This is a genomic window from Paracnuella aquatica, from assembly GCF_003332885.2.
Lineage (GTDB): Bacteria > Bacteroidota > Bacteroidia > Chitinophagales > Chitinophagaceae > Flavisolibacter > Flavisolibacter aquaticus.
In genome coordinates this window covers 15,720-36,619 of the sequence record NZ_QOWJ01000016.1, presented here as the reverse complement: position 1 = coordinate 36,619, position 20,900 = coordinate 15,720, and the positions used below count along the sequence as shown (strand labels likewise).

Here is a 20,900-nt window from a genome sequence, read left to right as displayed (position 1 = left end):
ATTGTGTTCAATAAAAAAATGCGTTTGCCTTCATGTATTCGCTGTGCATGCTAAAGCTTTAATTGCTGCGTTCTGTCCGGCAACTTTGCATGTCCCAGACTGGCGTTCATTCATTTTTGTGTGGGTAAACGAAGGGAAAGTTTTACATTACTTTCCGGTAGTTGTGGTTACATTAAAAGTCGATGCAACATAAAGAACAATCGGTTGTACCACGACACCCGCAGCACTCAATCCATACAGCATGCAACAACGATTCTTTGCACTTATTTTATTTGTATTGCTATGTGCGCCTGCATTGTGGGCACAAAGCGGGCAGCAGTCCATCCGGCAAAATGTCCCCACCGATTCCATTCGCCTGAGCGACCCGTTTATACTGGCCGACAAAAAGACGGCCATGTACTACATGACCGGCACCGGCGGAAAACTTTGGAAAAGCAAAGACCTGAAAACATGGACCGGCCCCTACACTGTGGTGCAAACCGACCCAACATCGTGGATGGGAAAAGCGCCCATGATATGGGCTGCCGAACTACACGAGTACAAGGGTAAATACTATTATTTCGCAACATTTACCAACCGCGATGTGCACATTGATACGGTAAAAGGAACCGCTATCGAACGCCGTGCTTCGCATGTGCTGGTGAGCAACAATCCCGATGGTCCTTATGTGCCGATGAAAGATGCCGAATACCTGCCTGCTGATAAGCCCACACTCGATGGAACCTTTTGGGTGGATAAAGACGGCCTGCCTTACATGGTGTATTGCTACGAATGGCTCCAAAACTGGAATGGCACCGTTGAAAAGATCCAGCTCAAAGAGGACCTGAGTGGTTCGGTGGGTAAAAGCCGCCTGCTGTTTTTTGCCAGCGATGCACCCTGGAGCCGCGAACGAAATGAACACGGGATGGTGGTGCCCAACAAGGTTACAGATGGCCCCTTTTTGTTTTACACCCAAACGGGCAAGCTGGGCATGCTCTGGACCAGTTGGGTGTTTAACGACTATACGCAAGGCGTTGCCTACTCCAAAAGCGGAACGCTTGACGGGCCCTGGATACACGAAAAAGAACCCATTACACCACCCAACTTTGGGCACGGTATGATGTTCCGCACGTTTGAAGGAAAATTGCTGATGGCCCTGCACAGCCACCGAAGCGAGAACGGCCGTTTTATACGCATACCCAGGCTGTTTGAAGTAGACGATAGCGGCGATAAAATCACCATCGGGAAAGCCGTTAAATAAGGCATATGTCGGTACAAAAAAGCATACTGGTTTTGTTGTGTTGCCTGCTCTCAGGCAGCATGTTTGCCCAAAAACGAAAAGTAGAAAACGTAGTGATTGTAACCCTCGATGGCATGCGCTGGCAGGAGGTATTTGGCGGCGTCGATTCGGCACTAATGAACGACCCGCGTTTTACCTACGACAGCAAGGAGCTGGCAACCACATTCTGGCACAATGATGCAGCCATACGCCGCAGCAAGCTGTTTCCTTTTTTGTGGGGCACTGTTGCAGCAGGTGGCCAATTGCATGGCAACCGGGCCTTCAACAATTTTGTTGATGTGGCCAACCCCTACAAGTTTTCCTATCCCGGTTACAACGAGTTGTTTACCGGCTTCCCCGATACGCTGGTCAACAGCAACGACAAAGTGTGGAACAAAAATGTAAACGTGCTAGAATGGATCAACCGCCAGCCCGGGTTTGCAAACAAAGTGGCGGTGTTTGCCACATGGGATGTGTTTCCATACATCCTGAACCGGCAGCGCAGCGGTATGTATGTCAATGCCGACCGCGATTCTTTTCCAACGGGCACAAAGGAGATGCAACTGCTGAACGACCTGCAATACCTCACTACGCGGCCCATTGGTGTGCGGCCGGATATTTTTACGTATGTGGCTGCCCGCGAGTACCTGAAACAAAAGACACCTCATGTGCTCTACATCGCTTTAGATGAAACAGACGATTTTGCCCACCGTGGCCAATACGATCAATACATTAAAAGCGCCCATGCGCAGGATGCGATGATTGCCGACCTGTGGCGGCTTTTGCAGTCAATGCCGCAATACAAGGATAACACCGCGCTGTTGATTACCACCGATCATGGCCGTGGCGATGTTCAAAAAACGCAGTGGCGCGACCATGGTGCAAAAGTGGACGGCGCTGCGCAAATTTGGCTGGCCGCAATAGGGCCGGGCATTGCAGCCAGCGGCGAGGTAAAAGCGGCCGCGCAACTGTACCAAGGGCAGGTGGCGGCCACCATTGCAGTGTTGCTGGGCCTTCGCTACCAACCGGCGCACAATCCCATGCCGCCACTTGCTCCGTTGATCGGAACCCGTTGAACCTTGATGTGTAAATAAGCACAAAACAACACGCCGGTTCGCTATCATTTGAGTAAATAGAAAGGCTCCATTTGTAGTTGTTGTTGCTACAAATGGAGCCTTTATGATAAATGAAGTCAGCAGCAGTAACTAAGCCGGCTGCAGCACAAAATCGCGGAACTCAAAGAAATCTTCTTCTTTCATTACCCGCGGGATCTTTGCCTGCCCGCCCAGCTTTTTAAAGGTTTCGCTCCAGCTGTAAAACTGCTCCACCGGCACGGCTTCCACTTCCACAGCTTTCAACGCTTTGGTGCGGGCCACTGCGTAATTTTTATTGTTGTCACACAATTCCTTGTCAATTATTTCGGCGGCTTTTGAAGTATCAATTTCGGCGCTGGTGCCAATGATCCATTTCATTACATACTGCTCATTTTGAAAAACAACCGATGCAATGAACTCTTTTACTTCAATGTCGAAGCTGTGCTCCAGTTGCTCAATGGCACTGTTCATTTTTTGCACCGAAAGTTGTTCGCCCACTACATTGAGGTAATGTTTGGTGCGGCCGCTGATGCGGATCTCCGAACGCTTTTTATCGGTAATGGTCACCGTGTCGCCAATCATATAGCGCCATGCGCCGGACACGGTCGAAATCAACAACACATATTCCTCACCTTCCACCGCCTGCTCCAGTGTAAGCACCGGCGCCTCTTTTTTTACCCGGCCATCATCATCAATATTTTCCTCAACAAAAGGCACAAATTCAAAGAACACACCGTTGTTCAGGATCAGAGCCATGGCATTGGTATCGGGCCTTTTTTGCGTAGCCAAATAACCTTCCGATGCCAGGTATGTATCAATATAAATGAGCGGCCGGGCCAGCAGTTTTTCAAAGCTTTTTTGATACGGCTCAAACGCCACACCACCCGAAGTGTACACCTGCAGATTAGGCCATATATCGTGAATGGTATTGAGCTTGTTGTACTGGATGATCTCTTTGAGCATCAGCTCCACCCACGATGGAATGCCCGAAATCGAACCAATATCCCAGCCCGGTGCTTCCTCGGCAATGCGGCGCACTTTTTCGTCCCAGTTTTCAATGGAAGCGATCTCAATACCCGGTTTGTAAAACTTGCCAAACCAGCCTGGTATATTGGCTGCACTGATGCCACTGATCTCGCCTTCCTGGTGGTCAATTTCTTTGATGAGCGATGTGCTGCTGCCCAGCATGAGGATGCCTTTTTCAAAAAAATCGGGCGGCAGGTCAAAGTTTTTCAGGCTCATTACCTGCTGCATCCCGGATTTGCGGATGGCAGCGATCATATCGTCGGTAACGGGGATGTATTTTTTATTGCTGGTGGTGCCACTGCTGAGGGCAAAATATTGCTGCCCGCCGGGCCAGGTTACGTTCTGGTGTCCTTCCAGCAGGTAGTGCCACCATTCGGCATGCAGCGTGTCGTAATCGTACACGGGCACGGCCTGCTGAAAAGCCGCCACCGGGTCGGGCGATGCCAGTATTCCGGTAAAATTATATTTCAATCCAAAAGCCGTAAGCCTCGCCTTTTTCAGCAGTTGCAGCAACACTTTGCGCTGCGCTTTGGCAGGGTTGGGTTCGCGGCTTACCAGTCCGTTGAAATCGATTGCTTTTTTGATCACTCCACCTAACAGGGCCATCTGTACATGTTTTGCTCTCCCTTGAATCAAGTTTTGTACCCGATTGTACAGCCGCAGCTTCATCGCTCTAAAAGTTGGAGCAACATGAACCAGTTGCCGGTAGCGTTAAGCGTTGCTGCCGCAGCAGTTGTGCCTGTTTAAGTGGTGCTAAGCAGTGTGGTAAAACTTGCTTTTGCAAAACAAAAAGCCGAATCCCTACTTTTAAGCATGCGTTTGATTGTTTTGCCCATTCCCCAAATGGTGGTGCGCCGGCTGTGCGCCGCGGCCATCGTTGCACTGTGCAGCCTTCCCATTTTTGCGGCAGCACAAGGGGATACCTTGCAGCTGGCCGACCCCGCGCTGTTTTTCCACAAAGGCACTTATTACCTCTACGGCACTGTGGAAGGCCGCACCAGCGAAGGCTTTTTGGTGTACACCTCCACCGATCAAAAGGCTTGGCAACGCTCCACGCATACGCCGGATGGCTTTGCGCTGCGCCGCGGCGATGCTTTTGGCGACAAGGGGTTTTGGGCGCCGCAGGTGTTTGCCCACCGCGACAGTTTTTACATGGCTTACGTGGCCAACGAACAGATTGCCATCGCCACCAGCACCCACCCGGCCGGTCCGTTTCGGCAGGTGCAACCAGCGGCCCTGCAGGCACCGGTAAAACAGATCGACCCATTTATTTTTATGGATGATGATGGTAAAAAATACCTGTACCATGTGCGGCTCGACAGCGGCAACAAAATTTTTGTAGCCGAAATGCGGGACGATTTTTCCGGCATCAAAGAAGCAACCGTAAAGGAATGCATCCGCGCCGTGGAGCCTTGGGAAAATACGGCCAACGCGCCGTGGCCGGTAGCCGAGGGCCCGTCGGTGATCAAACGCAATGGCGTGTATTATCTTTTTTACACGGCCAACGATTTTCGCAACCCCGACTATGCCGTGGGCTACGCGGTGGCCACATCGCCCTACGGGCCGTGGCAGCGGTTTTCGGGCAACCCGGTTTTAACGCGGCAAACGGTTGGCTACAACGGCACCGGCCACGGCGATTTTATCCCATCGGGGCGCAACCAGTGGCTGTATGTTTTTCACACGCATCATTCGGCGGCCAGGCCCACGCCGCGCAAAACAGCACTGATCGGCGTTACATTTGACCGCAAAACCGGCGCTTTTAAAATGGAGCCCCACAGTTTCCGGTTTTTGACCGCTGGAGGGGACAAGGCGTTGTAACAAATTTGAACCGGCAGCAGTGGCCATGTGTTGAAAGGGGTGCACCTGTAAACCCGGTAACGTTATTGCAAACATGTATTTTTTAACCCTGAAATAAAAAACCAAGTGATGAACATTCCATCAGTAACCAAGTCATTTATTGCACTGCTGGCCCTGCCGGCCTGCCTGCTCACGGCCTGCGGTAACAGCGAGAACACTGCCGGTACAGACACATCTACCGATACCTCTGCACTGGCCACTGCACCAGCCGACACTTCCAGCATGGCTGGTGGCGCCATGGCTACCCTGAACGGTACGCACCCTGATACTGCCCTCAATGGTTCGGTGCGCTTTGAAGAGTCGGCTGGCCGCGTATCGATGAACCTCGACATCACCGTACCTAAAATGGCCAACAAAACCGTGGCGGTGCACATACACGAGCACGGCAGCTGCGGCGATATGGGTAAAGAAGCCCACGGCCACTGGAACCCCACCAAAATGCAACACGGCAAATGGGGTGAAGCACAGTTTCACCGCGGTGATATCGGCAACGTAACCCTCGATGCATCGGGCCGCGGCACCATGCAACTGGATACCGACCTGTGGAGCATCAGCGACAGCGACACTACCCGCAACATCATCAACAGGGCCATCATTGTACATGGCGGCGCGGATGATTATAAAACCCAGCCCACCGGTAACGCCGGTTCGCGTTTGGGTTGCGGTGTGATTACTAAGATGTAAGCTCTTTTAAATACTTGCAAAAGGCCGCTCTATTTGGAGCGGCCTTTTTGTATCATGTAAATGCCGGCAGTAAAATTAAAGAGGGTCATTTTGGTTGCAAAAATTATAGTAGGTAACGTGTATCCTTAACCGGTTTTATGGTTTTCTTTTTTGCCAATTTTTTTTTGCAAACCCACATCCAAAAAAAACCGGGGCACGTACATATGTTTTTAAACCTTAATCAACGCATATGTCCCTCCCGCAACTACTCCGAAACGGATTGCTTTGCTGTGCACTTGCCAGCGCATTTACTTCTTGCCAGAAAGAAGCCGGCAGCATTACCGGCGCTACTGAAGCCATTGGCGCCAATAGTAAAAAAGGCGGCGCCGCTGCCCTAAAAGGAACTCCTTTTTATGCACTCACTGCATCTAACGAGCTTGTTGGGTATACGTCGGGCAACCCACTCAGGGAAACCGGCATGGTGCGCATTTCCGGTCTTATGCAAGGCGAAAGGATGTTGGGTATCGACTTCAGGCCGGCCACCGGGCAGTTGTATGGTGTGAGCAGCGCAAGCAAACTATACACCATTGATATGGCCAGTGGTATGGCTACTTCAGTGGGCGGCATGTTTACGCCGGCAATTAGCGGCACTGAAGTTGGCTTTGATTTCAACCCAACTGTTGACCGCATCCGGCTGGTGACCAACACGGGCCAAAACCTGCGCCTCAACCCAATTACCGGTATGGTGGCTGCAACCGATGGCAGCATCAACCCAATGGGAGCTGCCGTAACAGCAGTGGCCTACACCAATAGTTTTGCAGGTGCTACTAACACAACCCTGTACGACATTGATGTGGCTTCTGACCAATTGTTCATTCAAACACCACCCAACAATGGCACCTTGATGCAGGTTGGTTCGCTGGGTTTGCAGGCTGTTGGCGAGGCAGGTTTCGATATTGCCCCAGATAATTCTGTGGCCATTGCAGCCTTGTATGGTCGCGGCCTTGAGGAAGGACAAATGGAAGAAAGCAATGGTAACAAATACCGGTTTTATTATGTCGATTTAGCTGCCGGCGCTGCTACAAATGCCGGCAAGACAGACCGGGTAATTACTGGCCTGGCCATTCCGCCCATGCAATAAGAACAACTGAAATTTTTTTGTACCAGTAGTGGTTTAGGTTGCATGTTCAACAAAAAGGGCACAGATGTTTGTGTCCTTTTTTATGTCCGTACCTATGCCATGCAGCAATAGCACCATGCAAATATGCCCAGGCTACAGGATCGGTTTACCGGTCTTTAAAGGCTTTTGGGGTAGTGCCAAATTTGGACTTGAATACCGTGGAAAAATAAGCCGGCGATGCAAAGCCTACCTGATAAGCAATTTCGGCAATGGTAAGGTCTTCGTGCTGCAGCAGGTATTTTGCTTTTTGCAGGCGTGCATTCAAAATATAATCGCTGGCGTTGGTGTTGAGCAGCGCTTTGAGCTTTCTATTCAATTGCACCCGCGATACCGCCATTTCTTTGCACAGGTCTTCTACGGTAAAGGCATCGTTGCCCAGGTTGATGGCTACAATGGCCGAAAACTCGTTGATAAATTTGCGGTCGAGTTTGCCCACCGTCTGCGTTTTTATACCCGACGCCAGTTCGCCGGTAAAATGTTCCCGCAGCTTTGCCCGGTTGGCCAGCAGGCTGTTGACGGTTTCCTGCAAAAATGCGGCATCAAAAGGTTTGGTGATATAAGCATCGGCACCGGTTTTCATGCCGGTTACCTGCTGTTCGGAACTCGATTTGGCAGTGAGCAAAATAATAGGAATATGTGCGGTGCGGATGTCGTTCTTTAGCAGTTGGGTAATGGCCATACCGTCGTTTCCCGGAATAACCACATCGCAAATAATCAGGTCGGGAATGCGGTCGAAAGCAACCTGCAGTGCCGACTGGCTGTCGGCGGCTTCCAGCACTTCAAAGCGGCCCCTAAACTTCTGCATGATAAATTGCCTGAGGTCGGAATTGTCTTCCACCACCAAAAGGGATTGCTCCTGCGCCGTTGTCACCGTGGCCTCCTCCGTTCCGGCAGGGGTCAGTTGCAGGTCGGAAGTGTATATTTTTTCCTGCTCAAAAATGGGTTGCGCCCTGCCCGTTTCTGAAATGGAATCCTGCAGGTGGCCGCTGCCCAGGGGCAGCACAATGGTAAAAGCAGTGCCTTTTTCTTTTTCGCTGGCAATGCCGATGGTGCCTTGGTGCAATTCAATAAGCTGCTTCGAGAGGGCAAGGCCCAGCCCCGAGCCTTTGTAGTTTTCATGTTCGCCCTGGTAAAACACTTCGAAGGAATGCGCCAATGCTTCCTGCGACATGCCCACGCCGTTGTCTTCTATCTTGATCACGGCAGCCGATCCATCCTCTTTTTTATGCAGGCTAAGGTGGATCCAGCCTCCATCACCCGTAAATTTAAAAGCATTCGACAGCAGGTTAAACAACACTTTGTCCAGCATATTGGCGTCGAACCAGGCAAGCAGTTGCCGCTCATTGGTGATAAGTCGCAGGTCGATGCTTCTTTTGGCAGCAATAGATTTATAAGGCTGTACCATTTCCGCCAAAAAAGAAACCAGGTCGTGCTCCGCCGCCTGCACTTTCATTTTGTTGGCTTCAATTTTACGGAAGTCCATCAACTGGTTCACCAGGCGCAACAGCCGGTACACATTTTTTTGGATCAATTGCAGGCTTTGGTGGGTGCCCTGTTGCAGCTTGGGGCTGGCCAGCAGGTCTTCAAGCGGGCCCAGTATCAGCGTAAGCGGCGTGCGGAATTCATGGGAGATATTGGTAAAAAAAGAAACCTTGGCCTCGTTTGCTTCCTGTGCTTTTGCCGACATGAGTTCCAGTTGCTCTTTTTGCGCCAGGATCTCTTCATTTTGTTCGAGCAGCTTTCTGTTGATCTTCCGGTTTTCCCGCAGCGAGTATAGCGCCAGCCCGCCCAGCACCACCGACAAAATAAGCGACAGCGCCAGCACGTACACAAAGGTTTGCTGGTTGTTGTAAATGGCTTTCAGGTTGTCCATCATCGACTGCTGCCGCTCAATGGCCTTTTGCTGGCTCATCATCTTTTCGGCCTGGATGCGCATATACCGCACATTGGTGGAGTCGATAACGGTGGTGCCGATTTTATTTTCCCGCACAAAATCGCGTTTGGTCAAAATGTCCATGGCGGTGCGTATGGCGTCCTCGCCGCCCGTTGGGTACAGCATGGTGGCCGTGATGGTTTTATCGGCCACCAGTTGCATGCCTTCCTGCGGCAAGCCATCTACGCCAATAATGTGGGGTGGGCGCCGCCCCAGCCCTTTATAAAAGTCGGCGATCCGCACGGCCAGAAAATCGTTTTGCGCAAAAATCAGGTCGGCCTCGGGAGCTTGGTTGAACAGGGCGGCCAGTTGCCGGTTTGTTTTGTCTTTAAGCAACTCGCCGTTTACCTGCTTCACCAGAGTCATGCGGGGAAATGCTTTTAGCGCATCGGTAAAACCCTGGTGGCGTTCGGCTGCCGGCGAGGAGCCGGGCAGTACCGTTATTTCCATCACCCTGCCGCCGCCTTTGAGTAAATGTGCGGCATATTCGCCCGCCATTTTGCCCACTTCGTAATTGTCGCCGCCAACATAAGCGGTATAAATCGGCGCGGCAATTTTTCGATCGATCACAATAACCGGGATGCCTTTTTTAAAAGCTTCTTCCACCACGGGGGTCAGCGGGCCGGCCTCGTTGGGCGAAATAATGAGCAGGTCGATGTTTTTGCGGATAAGGGCCTTTGTCTGTGTTATTTGCTTGGCGGTGCTGCCTTCGGCCTGCTCAAACAGCAGGGTTACATTGGGGTAGATGGAAAGCTCCCGTTTCATTTCGGCCAGCATATTGTCGCGCCAGGGGCCAACGGCGCACTGCGAAAAACCAATGGTAAAATTGGGTTCCTGCCGGCGGCCCGTACAGGCATGCAGCGCCAGGAGTAATAACCCCAAAAGTATAAACAACAGGTGTCGGCAAAATGTAGATGTCATAGTGGCAAGGCTCCGCGGGTGCTCAGGATTTTTGCAAAACCGTGCGGGCAGTTACCTGCACCTGCAGGAGGCGGTGTTATAAATATATAATAAGCCCCGCGGCAGATAAACCCAAGAGGGGGCAAAAGGGCCGCCGGATGTTACAAAATTGAAAATGCAAGTTACAAAATCAAAAGAGCCCGGAGAAAAACGTGCTTTCAAAAATACTTATGTAATTGGTATTGAGTCCATTGAAAAATTATTGCTCTTTTTTTGTTTTTAAATGTTTTTGATCTCTATTCGCTAGGCACTGTGCATGTGTACGGCGTAAGTTGGATGAAAATTTACTTGCCATATGCATCAGCGTAAAGTCTTCCTGTGGAGCATAGTAGTTGCTTTGGGCGGTTTCCTTTTTGGGTTCGATACTGCCGTTATTTCAGGTGCCGAACAAGCCATCCAACAATACTGGAACCTTACCCCGGTTGAGCACGGACTCACTGTTTCCATTGCCCTGATCGGCACCATCATCGGTTCCTTATTTGGGTCTATTCCCTCCGACCGGCTAGGCCGCCGCACCACGCTAATGATTATTGCGGCACTCTACCTGTTATCTTCCCTGGGCACCGCCACGGCCACCGACTGGTATGTTTTTTTGGTGTTTCGTTTATTAGGCGGCCTGGGTGTGGGCGCTTCTTCGGTAACGGCACCGGTGTATATTTCCGAAATTGCCCCGCCGCACCGGCGCGGCCGCCTCGTAGCTCTTTTCCAGTTCAACGTGGTGTTTGGCATCCTGCTTTCTTATTTCTCCAATTTTTTAATTGGCGAGGATGGCGCCAGCTCCTGGCGTTGGATGCTGGGGGTACAGGCATTTCCTTCTTTACTGTTTTTTGTTTTGCTGCAATTGGTGCCCGAAAGCCCGCGGTGGCTTATTTCCAAAAGAGGCAAGGTGGCCGAAGCCACCGCCATTCTTAAAATTGCCAACCCCGATGGATACGAGGAAGAAGTGGCCAGCATCCAGCGCAGTAAAGCCGACGAAGTAGCCAGCGATGCTGCCGGCGACAACAGCCGCCAGTTGTTTTCCCGCAAGTACAAGTTCCCTATTTTTCTGGCGGTCTCTTTTGCCTTGTTCAACCAGGTGTCGGGCATCAATGCCATTATTTATTATGCGCCCCGCATTTTTGAAATGACCGGGCTGGGCCGTTCCGCTTCTTTGTTATCAACAGTTGGTATTGGGCTGGTCAATTTTCTTTTTACCCTTATTGCCCTGCAGTTTATCGACCGCGTAGGCCGCAAAACCCTGATGCTGATTGGTTCGGTGGGGCTTATTACCACCCTGGGCCTGGTGGCGCAGGCATTTTACAGCCAGGATTTCAACGGCTGGGCGGTAACGGTGTACCTGCTGGTGTATATCGCTTTTTTTGCCTTTAGCCAGGGCGCAGTCATCTGGGTGTTTATTTCTGAAATTTTTCCCAACCAGGTACGGGCCAAAGGGCAAACCCTGGGGAGTACCACCCATTGGGTAATGGCGGCGGTCATTGCGTTTGCTTTTCCTATGCTGGCCGAAAGGCTGGGCGGTGGCCATACATTCCTGTTTTTTTCCATTATGATGGTACTGCAACTGCTTTTTGTTTGGAAACTAATGCCCGAAACAAAAGGCCGTTCGCTGGAGCAGATAGAACGGACCCTGGTACTGCACTAAAGGGGTGTAGGTAAATGGTAAACGTCCGCTTCAACAGTGTTGATCCTCACTGCAGGGAGGTTTCATGCCTGTGCCCGGCGCAATTCACCATTACCCATTCACTATTCCTAACCGGCGTTTCAAGCCTTCTGCCCGGCCGAAACTGCAGCGCACCATGCAAACGATTCTTCCATCTTTAAACTCATTGCTAATGAACTTGTCAACCCAATCCCCGGCGGTGGTATGTTTCGGGGAAATTCTTTGGGATGTATTGCCCCACACATCGCTACCCGGGGGCGCCCCCATGAATGTGGCTTACCACCTCAAAAAACTGGGTGTGGCCCCGGCACTTATCTCCCGCATCGGTGCCGACGAACGGGGTAAAGGCCTGCTCACGCTGCTGGAAGAAAGCGGCATTCCCATCAGCCTGGTACAGACCGATGCCGTGCACGAAACAGGCTGGGTGCAGGCCACACAAAAAGCGCACAACGAAATGGCCTACGATATTGTGCAACCCGTTGCCTGGGATTTTATCCAATGGCAGCAGGACTTTAGCCAGGTGCTGGCCGACGCCCGGTATTTTGTATTTGGCTCGCTGGCTGCCCGCAACCAGGTTTCCCGGTCCACCCTTTTTCAACTGCTGGAAACGGCACCCCAAAAAGTACTCGACATCAACCTACGGCCCCCGCATTTCGACAAGGCCCGCATCGAGTCTTTACTGGCCTATACCGATGTGCTCAAAATGAATGAAGGGGAACTGGAACTGGTGTCGGGCTGGTACGGGCATCAGGAAAGCTACGAGGCCATGGCCCGCAGCCTGCAGGATCGTTTTGCTATTGCCACAATTGTGGTAACGCTGGGTGCCAACGGTGCACTGGTGCTGCAAAGGGGCCAGTTGTACCGCCAACCGGGTATTAGCGTTCAGGTGGCCGATACCATTGGTTCCGGAGATGCTTTTCTTGCTGGTTTTTTGGCGCAGCAACTATCCGGTGCGGGCATCCAGGAGTCCCTGTCTTTTGCCTGCAGCCTTGGGGCGCTCATTGCCACCTACACCGGCGCCTGCCCTCCATACGACCCATCAGCAATTAAAAAAATGGGGGACGGCGCACCAGACCAGTCATTTACATCCACTACTGTTTACCACTAAAATGTTGATCATGCTAAAATTTGTTTGCACGATAGCTGTTGTACTGGCCTCGTTTGTAGCGATGGCACAGCGAACGGTTACCGGAAAAGTTTCCGACGCCAACAATGTGCCGGTGGCCGGGGCTACTGTTATTGTAAAAGGCACTGCCGTAGCGGCAAAAACCGACGCCGAAGGCAATTTTTCTATTGCTGTTCCGGAAGGCGGCAGCCTGTTGGTTTCTTATGTGGGCCACGAAAATGTAGAAGTGCCTGTAGGTGTACAAAGCCAATTGTCCATTTCACTAAAACAAGCCGGCGGCAACCTCGGCGAAGTGGTGGTGGTGGGTTATACGGCACAGAAAAAAGCCGACCTCACCGGTGCCGTATCGGTAGTGGAAGTAAAAGAGCTGAAAAAAATGCCCAACAACAACCCGCTGCAGGCCATGCAGGGCCGGGTGGCTGGTATGCAGGTAACTACCGACGGGTCGCCCAGCGGGGGCAATGTAAATGTGCTGATCCGCGGTATTTCTTCCATTAATGGCAATGCGCCGCTGCTGGTAATTGACGGCGTACCTACCAAGGCGGGCCTGCACGAACTAAACCCCAACGACATTGAAACCATCCAGGTGTTGAAAGACGCCTCTGCTGCTTCCATCTATGGTTCGCGGGCCTCCAGCGGGGTCATCATCATTACTACGAAAAGGGCAAAGCGCGGCGAATTTCAGATCACCGCCAATGCCCGCCGCTCCTATGCCTGGTACCAAAACCGCATGCAAATGCTCGATGCCGAAGGTTTTGGCCGTGCCGCCTGGCAAGCCAATGCCAACGACGGCAACCCCATTGACCGCTACCTGGTGTACAACTACGACTGGAACCGCGATGCAGCAGGTACACCGGTACTCAACAAAATCATCTTGCCCGAGTATATCGATGGCCCCAACAACACCATGAAAACGGCCAACACCGACTGGTTCAATGAAATTGCACAAACTGCGGTGTATCAAACTTATGATGTGCAGGTGGCCCGGGGCACCGACAAAGGCAGCACCGTGTTTTCGCTGGATTATACCAGCAACGACGGCATTGTAAAAACCACCAATTTCCGCCGCATTTCGGCACGCATCAACACCGATTACCGGCTGCTGAACGACCGCCTGGTGATTGGCGAGAATTTTACCGCCAACACTACCCGCGAAGTGCAGGGCAATACCCTCAACGCGGCCCTGCAGGCCTTGCCGGTGATTCCGGTGCGCACTGCAGACGGTGTAGGCTGGGGTGGCCCCTGGGGCGGCATGAACGACCGACAGAACCCGGTGCGCCTGCTGGAAATGAACAAGCAAAACCACTACGACCTGGTGCGCCTGTTGGGTAACGCCTATGCCGACCTGCAAGTGGTAAAAGGACTGCACCTGCGTACCAGCCTTGGACTGGATTATCAGAACTATACCATGCGCAATATGCAACTGCGCTACGTGTCGGGGTACCTCAACAACCCGCTGAACCAGGTAACCATGAACAACTGGAACAATACGCAACTGGTGTGGAGTAATACGCTGAACTATAAACGAGCTATGGGCAAGCACAGCCTCGACCTGCTGGCGGGCAACGAAGTGATCAACCAAACGGGCAACGACTTTTTTGCCAGCCGCAGGGATTTTGCTTTTGAAGACGAAGACTACCTGTACCTGGGTGCCGGTGTGGGACAAAAGGATAACGGTGGTGGATCAGCGCAGTTTCGCCTGCTGTCTTATTTTGGCAAGGCCAACTATTCTTACAATGAAAAATACCTGGCCTCGGTAACGGCACGCTACGATGGCTCTTCGCGTTTTGGCCGCAACAACCAGTTTGCCTTTTTTCCTGCATTCAGTCTTGGATGGCGCCTTAACAAAGAGGAGTTTATTGCCCATGCGCTGCCTTTTGTTTCTGACCTGAAGCTGCGTTATGGCTGGGGCCAAACCGGCAACCAGGATAATATTGACCCCACCGCCAACCGTACCTTGTACCGCGCCAACCCCGATGGCGGCGATCCTACCTGGCGCACCCCCGATGGTACGGCCTACGACTTTTCCGGCGCCGGTTCCGGCACCTTGCCTTCGGGCTACCAGATCATTCAGCGGGCCAACGACGATGTGCGCTGGGAAACCACCACGCAATCGAACATTGGGCTGGACTTTGGTTTCCTGAACCAGAAAATTTACGGCACGCTGGATTATTTTGTAAAAACCACCGAAGACATGCTGATTCGCCCGGCTTATATTGCCGTAGTGGGCGAAGGCGGCAGCCGTTGGGTAAATGGCGCCAGCCTGCGCAACAACGGTATTGAATTGCAACTGGGCTACCGCGGCACCCTTGCGGACAAGGTAACCTTTGACTTTAACGGCAACTTTGCCACTTACCGCAACAAAGTGACCAAGCTGCCCGAAGAAGTGGTGAACACTTATGGCGGCAACGGCACCACCGACAACATCCTGAACCGCCCCTGGGGATCGGGTTACGGTTATGTGGCCGATGGCCTTTTTACCACCGAAGACGAGGTGCTTAAATCGGCAGAACAACTGGGTAAAGGCCTGGGCCGCATCCGCTACAAAGACCTGAACGGCGACGGCACCATCAACGACCGCGACCGCACCTGGATCATCAACCCAACGCCGGATTTCCTGTACGGGTTCAACTTCAATTTTGGCTACAAAGGATTTGACCTCACCGTTTTCTTTCAGGGTGTAGGCAACCAGCAGATCAATGTGTTTGATGTAAAATCACAATCCGATTTCTGGAGCCTCAACGAAACCGGTTCCAACAAAGGGTCGCGCCTGCTCAATGCCTGGTCGCCGCAAAATGCCGGATCCGATATTCCTGCACTAACCGCTACCGACCGCAATTTTGAGCGCCGTTTTTCTACCTATTTTATTGAAAACGGGGCGTACCTGAAGCTGCGCAACCTACAACTGGGCTACACGCTGCCCCGCAACCTTACCAGCCGCCTGATGGCCAACAGCTTGAATGTGTATGTAAGCGGGCAAAACCTGTTCACTGTAAAAGCCAAAAACTTTACCGGCATCGACCCCGAAGCGGCAGGCTTTGGCTACCCCATTCCTACCATGGTTACCGGCGGCGTGCGGGTTTCCTTTTAAACAACACCCATCCACCAGCACAAAGCAACAAGTGGGCATTTGTGCCGGTGGTTTCCAAAAAAATGCAATCATGAAAAAGATATTTTCCTTTTTATTATTGGCGGCGGCCCTGGCCTCCTGCAAAAAAGATTACCTGGAGGTGGAGCCCCGCGGAACATTGGGCGAAGCACAGGTGGCCAGTGGTACCGAGCAACTGGTAAATGCGGCTTATGCTTCTCTGGGCAACGATCATTACGATATTCCGTGGAGCCTGTGGCCTTATGGCGATGTGCGGGGCGGCGATGCTTATAAAGGCGGCCGCGATGAAGCCGACATCCAGGAATTTTATTTTCTGGAAATATTCCGCCAGGTGCGCAGCGATATCGGCCAGTTTGATGGCATGTGGTTTCAAACCTACGTGGCCATTTCCAGGGTAAATGCAGCTATCAGCAACCTGAATAAAGTTTCGGAAACTGATTTTCCCAAAAAAGGGGAGCGGCTGGCGGAAATGAAGTTTCTCCGCGGCCACTGGTATTTTCAATTGAAGCTCCTGTTTAAATACATTCCATACATTGATGAAACGGTGCCGGTGGCCGAGTATGAAAAAATCTCGAACCGGGCCCTGTCGAACGACGAATTGTGGGAAAAGATCGCTGCCGATTTCAATGCGGCGATAGCTGGCCTGCCCTTGCTGCCTGCGGAAAAAGGCCGTGCCGGAAAAATGGCAGCTACGGCTTATTTAGCCAAAACTAGGCTGTACCAGGCCTACGAGCAGGACGAACAGCACAATGTTACTAACATCAACACAGCACGCCTGCAGGAAGTGGTAACACTAACCGACCAGGTGATTGCTTCGGGGCAGTATGGGCTGGAAGCGGATTTTGGCAACAACTTCCGGCTGGAAACCGAAGGCGGCCGCGAAACGGTTTTTGCCGTGCAGCTCTCCACCAACGATGGCTCCCCGTTCGGCCGGCTTAATTTTGGCGATGTGCTGGCAACCCCGCAGGGCATTGGCTGCTGCGATTTTAAAAAGCCCTCGCAAAACCTGGTCAATGCATTTAGAACCGACGCCGGCGGCCTGCCCCTGCTGAACGATTTCAACAACACCGACCTGAACCTGGCTGCCCACACCGTAGATCCGCGTTTGAGCCATACCGTGGCCATACCCGGCCAGCCCTGGAAATACAATGCCAATGAAGTATACGGCGTAAACTGGAACCGCAGCCCCGATGTGTATGGGGTGCATGCATCGTTGAAAGAAAATGTGCAGCGCAATCAATACACGCAGGTAGGACCGTTTTACGGCAACCCCAAAAACCGCATCATCATCCGCCTGGCCGATGTGTTGTTGTGGAAGGCCGAAGCGCTTATTGAACTGGGCCGCCAAGCCGAAGCACTCCCCATCATCAACCAGTTGCGCGATCGTGCTGGTGCCAGCACCGGGCTGTTGAAGTTCGCTAACGGTAATGCACAGGCGAATTATAAAGTAGCACCCTATGCTGCTGCAGGATGGACACAGGCAGTGGCCCGCCAGGCACTCCGGTTTGAGCGGCGGCTGGAACTGGCCGAGGAAGGCATCCGCTTTTTTGACCTGGTGCGCTGGAGCATTGCCGATCAGGTATTGAATGCCTATTTCGCCGGGGAAAAGGAAAAGCGTAATTACCTGAAAGATGCACAGTTTACCAAGAACCGCGATGAGTACCTGCCCATTCCGCTCAGCCAGATCAGGTTTAGTAAAGAGCTGTACCAGCAGAACCCCGGGTATGTGCAATAAGGGAGCGGATTGTCAAACGTCAAACGTCAATGGTCAATGGTCAATGGTCAATGGTCAATGAAACTTTTTAAGGTAAAAACTTTTTCAATATTCACGTTTGACGATTCACGATTTCCGATTGCCCATTCACCATTCCTCTCACTCTTCATTTTACCAACAACATGAACAAACAATACATGGCAATGGCGGGGCTGCTTCTGGTTCTTGCCGCCTGCCAGAAAAACGACATCAATGTAGCGCCGGCCAACATACAACCGGTTTCCAACCTGCAATACAAGATTACCGGCGACACGGCACTGCTTACCTGGAACCTGCCCGCAGGCGCCAGCGGTATTGTGCCCACCATCAGCGATGGCAGCACCACCAAAACCTTGGCGGCAGATGCTACCCAATACAAGTTTGGCGTGGTGGAAACCAACAAGGATTACCTGTTTAACATCAAGCTTACCGATGGAAAAGGAAATATTTCTTTGGGTGAAATAGTGCGGTTCAAACGCGAAGGAGCTTACCCGGTGCAAAACCTGACGGCAGCACAAAACGACAACGGTGTGCTGGTGAGTTGGACCCCCCCGGTAGGACCCGTTTCGAAAATTACGGTGCAACTGGGCAGCCAAACCGCCGAATTGGCCGCAGGCGCCACGCAGCACCAGTTCAATAACGTGCCGGTGGGTCAATACAACATCAGCGTGGTTACCACCAATGCTGCAGGCCAGGCCTCCAACACGGTGTACCTGCCGTTTAAGGTAGGGGCAACCGCAGTGGCCTACCTGGGCATTTATGCCGATTCCACCACGTTGCTGTCGGCCGGCGATGACGATGAAGTGGCCGGCGGCAAATGGTTGTTCCGCAACTATGACAATGCCCGCTACATTTCCTTTGACCAGATAAAAAACGGCACCCTTGATTTAAGCCAGTTTAGGGTGATCTGGTGGAACTACGATTTGCAAACAACCAACAGCCTGCCTGCCGTGGCTACCGATGCCGCCGTGCTGGAAAAGATAAAAGCGTTTTACAACGGAGGGGGCAATCTTTTGTTCAACCAGTTTGCGGCCCGCTATTTCTGGCCTTTGGGCCGCATGACGGATGCTTACCCGATGGTGATTGGCGGAGGTGCCGGTTTTAGCAACAACGATACCTGGGGCATTGGTGTAAACGTGGGCAAAAAACACGATCAAAGCAGCCACCCGCTATTTAAAGGCATTGCCATAACAACACAGCCCGATGGCCGCAAAACCTTTCCCGTGCTTGGGCCAGGCTGGCGCGAAGACCACAACACTGTGATTGAGAACATACCTGGCTTTTTGGGCCTGGGCCCCAATGATAACGAGTCGGCGTATAACAGGTTTGTGTCTGATAATGCCGTGGAGTGGCTGGGCCAGTGGGATGGCATTGGCGACTACTGGATGGCAGGCATTATGGAGCTGAAACCCAAAGGTGCCATTGAGGGCTCTGCCATCTGGATCGGCATTGGCGGCATTGAATGGAACCAAAATTCCGGCACCAACCTGTACCAGGCAAACATTGAACGCTTGTATAAAAATGCCATCGATTATCTCAAAACAAAGTAATTACCTAACTGGCTCCGGCAGTTGGTTGTGCTGCACACGCAACGCGTTGCCGGGGTTCTTTTAACCTTTCAAATATGATGAGGAATATTTTATTGGCCGCAGGCATATGGGCCGCGTTTACGGCCTGTAGTAAAAAAAGCGTAAGCACCGGAAGCATTCTGGAAGTAACCAAAGATTCCACCGGTTCGCTGGTGGCAATGAACGGGGAAGATTACCGGCCGCTGTTTCATTTTACCCCGCCCAAAAACTGGATGAATGACCCCAACGGAATGGTGTATTACAAAGGAACCTACCACCTGTTTTACCAACACCATCCCTTTGGCAACAAATGGGGCCCCATGCATTGGGGGCACACCACCAGCACCGATATGTTTAACTGGAAAGACCAGCCTATTGCACTAGCACCCGATGCTGCCGGCACCATTTTTTCGGGCAGCGCGGTGGTAGACGCCCAAAACACTTCGGGATTTAAAACCGGCACCGAAGACCCGCTGGTGGCCATTTACACCCTGGCGGGTACCCAACAGCACCAGGCCATTGCCTATAGCAACGATGCAGGCGCCACCTGGACCAAATATGCACAAAACCCGGTGTTGCCCAATGCGGGCATTGCCGACTTTCGCGACCCTAAGGTGTTCTGGCACGAAGGCCGGAAACAATGGATTATGTCGCTGGCGGTAAAAGACAAAATCAGTTTTTACGCCTCGCCTGATTTAAAAAGCTGGACGCTGGAAAGTTCGTTTGGCGAAAAAGTAGGTGCACATGGCGGCGTATGGGAATGCCCCGACCTGTTTCCGATAAAAGTGGCCGGTAGCAATGCCGAGAAATGGGTGTTGCTGGTGAGCATCAACCCGGGCGGGCCCAACGGCGGATCGGCCACGCAATATTTTGTGGGCAATTTCGACGGCAAAACATTTACCCCCGACGATACCGAAATACGCTGGCTCGATTACGGCACCGATAACTACGCCGGTGTTACGTACAGCAATATTGCCGCTGCCGATGGCCGCCGGATACTGATTGGCTGGATGAGCAACTGGAGCTACGCCGAGCAGGTGCCTACACCGTGGCGCAGCACTATGACGGTACCCAGGGAGCTTTCGCTAAAACAGGTGGGGCAGGAGTTGGTGCTTTGTTCGCAACCGGTGGCGGAGTGGAACAATTACAAAGTAAGTGCCGGCGAAAAAATTATCGCTGCCCCAACGGCATCGGTGGTACTCGAAAATAATGACCTCATTAAAAGCGGCAGCTATGCGTTGCATTTTGACGCCGATATGGCTGCAGCGGGCACAGTTACGCTGTCGTTGGGCAATGGGCCTGAAAAGCTGTTGCTCACTATTGACCGGCAGGCTAACAACATCACTATTGACCGCGCCGCTTCCGGTGTGGTAGACTTTAACCCGCATTTTGGGCAAAAGGTGTTGTGCCCTTTTACACCCAACACCAACAAGCCCACGCAGGTACAGGTGCTGATTGATAAAACTTCCATCGAGGTGTTTGTAAATGGCGGCGAAAAAGTAATGTCTGCATTGTTTTTTCCAAAATATAAATACACCACTTTAAAGCTGCAAGCCACAGGCAATGCGCAGGCTATTTCAAATTTTAAATTGCAGGGCATCACCAAAAGCATGCTGCGGTAATTGGTACGTTCCTATGTTTTTGTTTTATCAATGAACAACGCTTTCAACACAACCCCTTGTACAAACAAGGGGTTGTGTTTTATAACGTGAAAGC

13 protein-coding genes are annotated in these 20,900 nt (G+C 52.0%); 11 read left to right on the top strand and 2 right to left on the bottom strand.

Annotation, left to right across the window (positions count from 1 at the left end):
* Positions 1-241 precede the first annotated feature (241 nt).
* Positions 242-1,240, top strand: coding sequence for a glycoside hydrolase family 43 protein (locus tag DRJ53_RS18030; protein WP_114237063.1), 999 nt, complete (start codon positions 242-244; stop codon positions 1,238-1,240).
* Between the two features lie 5 nt (positions 1,241-1,245).
* Entirely contained in the window at positions 1,246-2,334 is a 1,089-nt protein-coding gene (locus DRJ53_RS18025; RefSeq protein ID WP_114237062.1) for an alkaline phosphatase family protein, read from the top strand.
* Between the two features lie 129 nt (positions 2,335-2,463).
* Here the strand turns inward: DRJ53_RS18025 and DRJ53_RS18020 are convergent, their stop codons facing one another.
* A complete protein-coding gene (locus DRJ53_RS18020; RefSeq protein ID WP_114237142.1) occupies positions 2,464-3,984 on the bottom strand; it encodes a GH3 family acyl-acid amido synthetase in 1,521 nt (506 codons plus the stop codon).
* Between the two features lie 207 nt (positions 3,985-4,191).
* Between DRJ53_RS18020 and DRJ53_RS18015 the strand changes: the two genes are divergently transcribed.
* The 3 genes from DRJ53_RS18015 (at position 4,192) to DRJ53_RS18005 (ending at position 7,039) form a co-directional block, all read left to right on the top strand.
* Positions 4,192-5,196 carry a glycoside hydrolase family 43 protein gene (locus DRJ53_RS18015; protein ID WP_114237141.1) on the top strand — a complete coding sequence of 335 codons (1,005 nt, stop codon included), beginning with the start codon at positions 4,192-4,194 and terminating at the stop codon, positions 5,194-5,196.
* A gap of 108 nt (positions 5,197-5,304) precedes the next feature.
* Positions 5,305-5,919 (top strand): superoxide dismutase family protein, encoded by a 615-nt coding sequence (locus DRJ53_RS18010; RefSeq protein WP_114237061.1) that lies wholly within the window; start codon positions 5,305-5,307, stop codon positions 5,917-5,919.
* Positions 5,920-6,148: 229 nt separating this feature from the next.
* A complete protein-coding gene (locus DRJ53_RS18005; RefSeq protein WP_114237060.1) occupies positions 6,149-7,039 on the top strand; it encodes a DUF4394 domain-containing protein in 891 nt (296 codons plus the stop codon).
* 145 nt (positions 7,040-7,184) lie between these two features.
* Here DRJ53_RS18005 and DRJ53_RS18000 read toward each other — a convergent pair whose 3' ends face one another.
* Positions 7,185-9,893, bottom strand: coding sequence for a hybrid sensor histidine kinase/response regulator transcription factor (locus DRJ53_RS18000; protein WP_241558604.1), 2,709 nt, complete (start codon positions 9,891-9,893; stop codon positions 7,185-7,187).
* A gap of 373 nt (positions 9,894-10,266) precedes the next feature.
* On the opposite strand from DRJ53_RS18000, the gene DRJ53_RS17995 reads away from it, so the two are divergent.
* The 6 genes from DRJ53_RS17995 (at position 10,267) to DRJ53_RS17970 (ending at position 20,806) form a co-directional block, all read left to right on the top strand.
* Positions 10,267-11,610 carry a sugar porter family MFS transporter gene (locus tag DRJ53_RS17995; RefSeq protein ID WP_114237059.1) on the top strand — a complete coding sequence of 448 codons (1,344 nt, stop codon included), beginning with the start codon at positions 10,267-10,269 and terminating at the stop codon, positions 11,608-11,610.
* Between the two features lie 190 nt (positions 11,611-11,800).
* Positions 11,801-12,736, top strand: a complete 936-nt coding sequence (locus tag DRJ53_RS17990; RefSeq protein ID WP_114237058.1) for a carbohydrate kinase family protein — start codon at positions 11,801-11,803, stop codon at positions 12,734-12,736.
* Positions 12,737-12,746: 10 nt separating this feature from the next.
* The gene (locus DRJ53_RS17985; RefSeq protein ID WP_114237139.1) at positions 12,747-15,845 is read left to right on the top strand and encodes a SusC/RagA family TonB-linked outer membrane protein; all 3,099 of its coding nucleotides are present in this window, start codon (positions 12,747-12,749) and stop codon (positions 15,843-15,845) included.
* A gap of 70 nt (positions 15,846-15,915) precedes the next feature.
* Positions 15,916-17,598 carry a RagB/SusD family nutrient uptake outer membrane protein gene (locus DRJ53_RS17980; RefSeq protein ID WP_114237138.1) on the top strand — a complete coding sequence of 561 codons (1,683 nt, stop codon included), beginning with the start codon at positions 15,916-15,918 and terminating at the stop codon, positions 17,596-17,598.
* Between the two features lie 161 nt (positions 17,599-17,759).
* Positions 17,760-19,166 (top strand): DUF4960 domain-containing protein, encoded by a 1,407-nt coding sequence (locus DRJ53_RS17975; protein ID WP_114237057.1) that lies wholly within the window; start codon positions 17,760-17,762, stop codon positions 19,164-19,166.
* A gap of 74 nt (positions 19,167-19,240) precedes the next feature.
* A complete protein-coding gene (locus tag DRJ53_RS17970) occupies positions 19,241-20,806 on the top strand; it encodes a glycoside hydrolase family 32 protein (RefSeq protein ID WP_114237056.1) in 1,566 nt (521 codons plus the stop codon).
* Positions 20,807-20,900 lie beyond the last annotated feature (94 nt).

What these genes read in the sequence shown, in the direction of transcription:
- DRJ53_RS18015 (WP_114237141.1), top strand. Translation starts at nt 4,192, where the DNA reads ATGCGTTTGATTGTTTTGCCCATTCCCCAAATGGTGGTGCGCCGGCTG.
- DRJ53_RS17975 (WP_114237057.1), top strand. Translation starts at nt 17,760, where the DNA reads ATGAACAAACAATACATGGCAATGGCGGGGCTGCTTCTGGTTCTTGCC.
- DRJ53_RS18025 (WP_114237062.1), top strand. Translation starts at nt 1,246, where the DNA reads ATGTCGGTACAAAAAAGCATACTGGTTTTGTTGTGTTGCCTGCTCTCA.
- DRJ53_RS17985 (WP_114237139.1), top strand. Translation starts at nt 12,747, where the DNA reads ATGCTAAAATTTGTTTGCACGATAGCTGTTGTACTGGCCTCGTTTGTA.
- DRJ53_RS18005 (WP_114237060.1), top strand. Translation starts at nt 6,149, where the DNA reads ATGTCCCTCCCGCAACTACTCCGAAACGGATTGCTTTGCTGTGCACTT.
- DRJ53_RS18010 (WP_114237061.1), top strand. Translation starts at nt 5,305, where the DNA reads ATGAACATTCCATCAGTAACCAAGTCATTTATTGCACTGCTGGCCCTG.
- DRJ53_RS17990 (WP_114237058.1), top strand. Translation starts at nt 11,801, where the DNA reads ATGAACTTGTCAACCCAATCCCCGGCGGTGGTATGTTTCGGGGAAATT.
- DRJ53_RS18020 (WP_114237142.1), bottom strand. Translation starts at nt 3,984, where the DNA reads ATGGCCCTGTTAGGTGGAGTGATCAAAAAAGCAATCGATTTCAACGGA.
- DRJ53_RS18030 (WP_114237063.1), top strand. Translation starts at nt 242, where the DNA reads ATGCAACAACGATTCTTTGCACTTATTTTATTTGTATTGCTATGTGCG.
- DRJ53_RS17980 (WP_114237138.1), top strand. Translation starts at nt 15,916, where the DNA reads ATGAAAAAGATATTTTCCTTTTTATTATTGGCGGCGGCCCTGGCCTCC.
- DRJ53_RS17995 (WP_114237059.1), top strand. Translation starts at nt 10,267, where the DNA reads ATGCATCAGCGTAAAGTCTTCCTGTGGAGCATAGTAGTTGCTTTGGGC.
- DRJ53_RS17970 (WP_114237056.1), top strand. Translation starts at nt 19,241, where the DNA reads ATGATGAGGAATATTTTATTGGCCGCAGGCATATGGGCCGCGTTTACG.